Source organism: Tabrizicola sp. YIM 78059, assembly GCF_004959785.1.
Lineage (GTDB): Bacteria > Pseudomonadota > Alphaproteobacteria > Rhodobacterales > Rhodobacteraceae > Tabrizicola > Tabrizicola caldifontis.
On sequence record NZ_SJZH01000037.1, the window covers coordinates 1 to 4364 of the forward strand.

Annotated in this window: 2 protein-coding genes; both read left to right on the forward strand. The window is 68.5% G+C overall.

Annotated features, from left to right (window positions below):
- Positions 1-2545 (forward strand): glycoside hydrolase/phage tail family protein (locus EZM81_RS17765; protein WP_211195449.1); only part of this gene is annotated, 2545 nt, incomplete at its 5' end.
- A gap of 21 nt (positions 2546-2566) precedes the next feature.
- A partial coding sequence (locus EZM81_RS17770) for a DUF2793 domain-containing protein (protein WP_136646704.1) occupies positions 2567-4364 on the forward strand: 1798 nt, incomplete at its 3' end.

The window sequence follows — 4364 nt, forward strand, 5'->3', positions numbered from 1 at the left end:
GATGCGCGGGCTGACCACCATCCGCTCCAGCGCCAGCACCTATCCGGCCGTCACCGCCTTCAAGGAGCTGGCGGCGGACGTGAAGTCGATCCTCGGACCGGGCACCAAGGTGGGCTACGCCTCCGACTGGTCGGAATACTTCGGTCACCACCCTGCAGATGGCACGGGGGACGTGTTCTTCCACCTCGACCCGCTCTGGTCCGATGCCAACATCGATTTCATCGGCATCGACAACTACATGCCGCTGTCGGACTGGCGCGACGGGTTCGACCATGCCGATGCCGCCGAGGGCTGGCCCGCGATCCACGACAGAGGCTACCTGCAGGCCAACATCGCGGGCGGCGAGGGCTTCGACTGGTTCTATGTCAGCGCCGCCGACCGGTCGGCCCAGATCCGGACGCCGATCACCGATGGCGCTGCAGGCAAACCTTGGGTCTTCCGCTACAAGGATCTGCGCGCCTGGTGGTCGAACCCGCATTTCAACCGTCCAGGCGGCGTCGAGAGCGGCACGCCCACCGCATGGGTGCCGCAGTCGAAGCCGGTCTGGTTCACCGAACTGGGCTGTCCTGCCATCGACCGGGGCACGAACCAGCCGAACGTGTTCTTCGACCCGAAGTCGTCCGAGAGCTTCACCCCGTATTTCTCGCGCGGCTGGCGCGACGACGCCATCCAGCGCGCCTATCTCGAAGCCAGTTATCTCTGGTGGGGCCAAGGGGCGAACAACCCGACGTCCGCGATCTACGGCGGCCGGATGGTGCATGTTCCGGAATGCGCGGCCTGGACCTGGGACGCGCGGCCCTATCCGTTCTTTCCGGAACTGACAGGTATCTGGACGGACGGGCCCAACTGGCGGCTTGGCCACTGGCTGACCGGACGGCTGGGCGCGGTGTCACTGGCAGCCCTCGTGCGCCACCTCTGTTTGCGCGCTGGGCTGGCGGAAAGCCTGATCGACGTTTCCGGCCTCTGGGGCGCGGTCGAGGGCTATGTGATCGGGGCTCTCGAAAGCCCGCGCGCATCGATTTCCACCTTGGCCCGGCATTTCGGGTTCGATGCCATCGAGACCGAGGGGGTGATCCGCTTCGTCATGCGTGGCCGCGCTTCTGTCGCCACGCTGGCCATCGACGATCTGGCTTCCACCCGCGAGGGCGAGGCTTTCGAGCTGACCCGCGCGCAGGAGACCGAACTGCCGCAAGCGCTGAAGTGGCAGGTCGCGCGGGCGGACGAGGATTATGACGCGGCGCTGGTCGAAGCCCGCCGCATCACCGTCGACACGACCCGCATTGCCTCCGAGTCCTTCCCCATGGCGATCCCGCCCGAGGAGGCCGAGCGCCGCTGCCGCCGCGCGCTGATGGAAGCCTGGATCGGCCGGGAAAGCGCCACCTTCCGCCTGCCGCCCTCGCGCCTCGCTCTCGATCCGGCCGACGTCATCCGGCTCGCCCATGACGGCCGGGAGGTCGAGTTCCGCCTTGTCTCGATCTCCGATGCCGAGGCACGCGGCATCGAAGCCGTCCGGCAGGACCGCGCGGCCTATGACCTGCCGCCCGGCGATCCCCGACCGGCCTCGCTCGCCAGCCCGGTCGTCTTCGGCACGCCAGAGGTGGTGATGCTGGACCTGCCGCAGATTTCCGAGGACCAGCCCGCCCATCGACCCCTGATCGCCGCCCATGCCAGCCCCTGGCCCGGCGAGATCGCCGTCTTCCGCAGCGCCTCGACGGATGGGTTCAACCTCCTGACCACATTCGGCAGTCGGGCCCGGATCGGGACGCTGGCCTTCGACTTCTTTCCGGGACCAACCTCCCGCTTCGATCTCGGCAATGCGATGGTGGTCGATCTTCTGTCGGGGACGCTGGAAAGCGTGACCGACGTCGCGCTGTTCGGCGGGGCGAACGCACTGGTGGTCGAGTCCGCAGCAGGTGTGTGGGAGATCGCCCAGGCCGGCGGAGCCGAACTGATCGCCCCCGGCCGTTACCGGCTGACCCGGCTCCTGCGCGGCCAGCGCGGGACAGAACATGCCATGGGCAACCCGGCCCCCGCCGGGGCGCGGGTTGTGGTGCTGGATACGACCTTGGCCGCGCTCCCCATTGCCGAGGCCGACCTCGGGCTGCCGTGGAACTGGCGGGTGGGCCCGGCTGCGCGCGCCGTCACCGATGACAGTTACGCCGCGCTGGGGTTCACCCCGACAGGACGCGGCCTTGTCCCGTTCGCCCCGGCCCATGTCGAGCAGCCGTGGCGGACGGCGCGCAGCCCGGGCGATCTGACGATCCGCTGGACACGGCGATCCAGCGCTCTGGTGGCCGATGCCTGGGAACAGGTCGAGGTGCCGCTGGGCGAGGACCTGGAAAGCTACGATGTGCAGATCCTCGATGGGACGACCGTGAAGCGGACGCTGACCAGCAGCTCGACCTCCGTCCTCTACACCGCCGCCCAGCAGACCGCAGATTGGGGCGCGCCGCTCGGGCGAGGCCAGACGCTCGCGATCCGCATCTTCCAGCTCTCGAACCGCCTCGGCCGCGGCACGCCTGCCGCGTTCACGCTGCAATTCTGATCCCAACCCACGGGAACTCCCATGTCCGACACCACGACCCATCTGGGCCTGCCTTACCTCATGGCGGCGCAGGCGCAGAAGCATGTCACCCACAACGAGGCGCTGCGGCTGCTCGACGCCATGGTGCAGCTCTCGGTCCTCGACCGCACGCGCACCGCGCCTCCGGCGAGCCCGGCGGACGGCAACCGCCATCTGGTGGCCTCTGGCGCGACTGGCCTATGGGCCGGGTGGGATCTCAACATCGCCTTCTGGGTGGACGGGGCATGGATCCGGCTGGTGCCGCGCACCGGCTGGCTCGTCTGGGTGGCGGCCGAGGGGCTGTTTCTCGTCTGGACAGGCAGCGCCTGGGAAGCGGTCGGCGAGCCGCGCGACGTGTCGGATGCCGTGTTCAGCCTCGTGAACGACGCCGATCCGACGAAGAAGGCGACCTTCTCGCTCGCAGCGATCAGCGCTGGAACCACCCGCAGCTTCACTCTGCCGAACACCTCGTCCGAACTGGCGATCCTCGCGGGAACGCAGACCTTCACCGGGAACAAGACGTTTTCGGGGACGCTGACGGCCTCGGGCACGGTGACGACATCCGGGGCCACTGCGACCATCGGCACGTCCACCGGCACCGCAACCTACGGCATGGGGATCGGTGCCACGACGACCGGCACGACCAAAACCGTCAACCTCGGCACCGGCGGTGCCTCCGGATCGACCACGGTCGTGAACATCGGCTCCGCGACGGCTGGCGCGGGCGGCACGACCGTCATCAACACGCCCACCGTGACCTTCGCGAACAGCGTCACGCAGGTCGGCATGCCGCAGGCGAACCTGACCGCCCAGCTGCTCGGCCTCGGCGGGGCGACGGCCGACAGCTACAATCGGCTGTCCGTGAACACCCCGGCAGTTCTGCTGAACAACGCAGGCGCCGGGATCGAGGCGACCGTCAACAAGGCCGCCGTAGGCAACGACGCGGCCTTCGCCTTCAAGACCGGCTTCTCCGCCCGCGCCCTGATTGGATTGCTCGGAAATGACGATTTCAGCTTCAAGGTGAGCCCAGATGGCTCGGCCTTCTATGACGCGATCCGGATCGACCGCGCCAGCGGCCAGGTGGAACTGCCGCAGCCCACGGTCCTGCCTGGCCTGACCGCAGCGCCATTCCCGCCACCTTCCGGCAAGGCTTCGGTCTATGCGCGCAGCCGTGCCGGGGCGCCGTGGATCGACGTCATGCGACCCTCGGGGCGGGACTTTCCCCTGCAGCCGCATTTCGGGGTGAACCGGATCGCGAACTGGGCGCCCTCGACCGGCACGACGATCACCAGCGAAGGCCTGCCCATCACCTCGGTCGGCACCGTGTCGCACCAGACGCTGGCCACCACGAACCTGGCAGCCTCGATGCGCCGCTGGCGATTGACCTCGGCGGCCGTGGCGGACTCGGTGGCGGACCAGCGATCTGCTGGCTGGGCCTGCTGGCGCGGCAATGCCGTTGGCCTTGGTGGCTGGACCTTCGTGACGCGGATTTCGCTGACGACGCTGCAGGCGACCGGCATGGGGCTCTTCGGGCTTTACGGGTCCACGGCCGCGCTGGCCACCACCCTTACGCTCGCCGCCGTGGTGAACTGCATCGGCATTGGTTTCCAGCGCGGCACACATACGAACTGGCAGCTGGTTCGCAACGACGGCACCGGCGCACCGACGTTGACGGACATGGGCGCGAGCTTCGCCATCGCCACGGGTGGCGTGTTGACCCTGTTCATCTCCGCCCCGCCGAATGGCAGCTCGGTCTGGGTGCGTGTCGTGGACGAGGTCACTGGCGCGGTCTTCGAGCAGG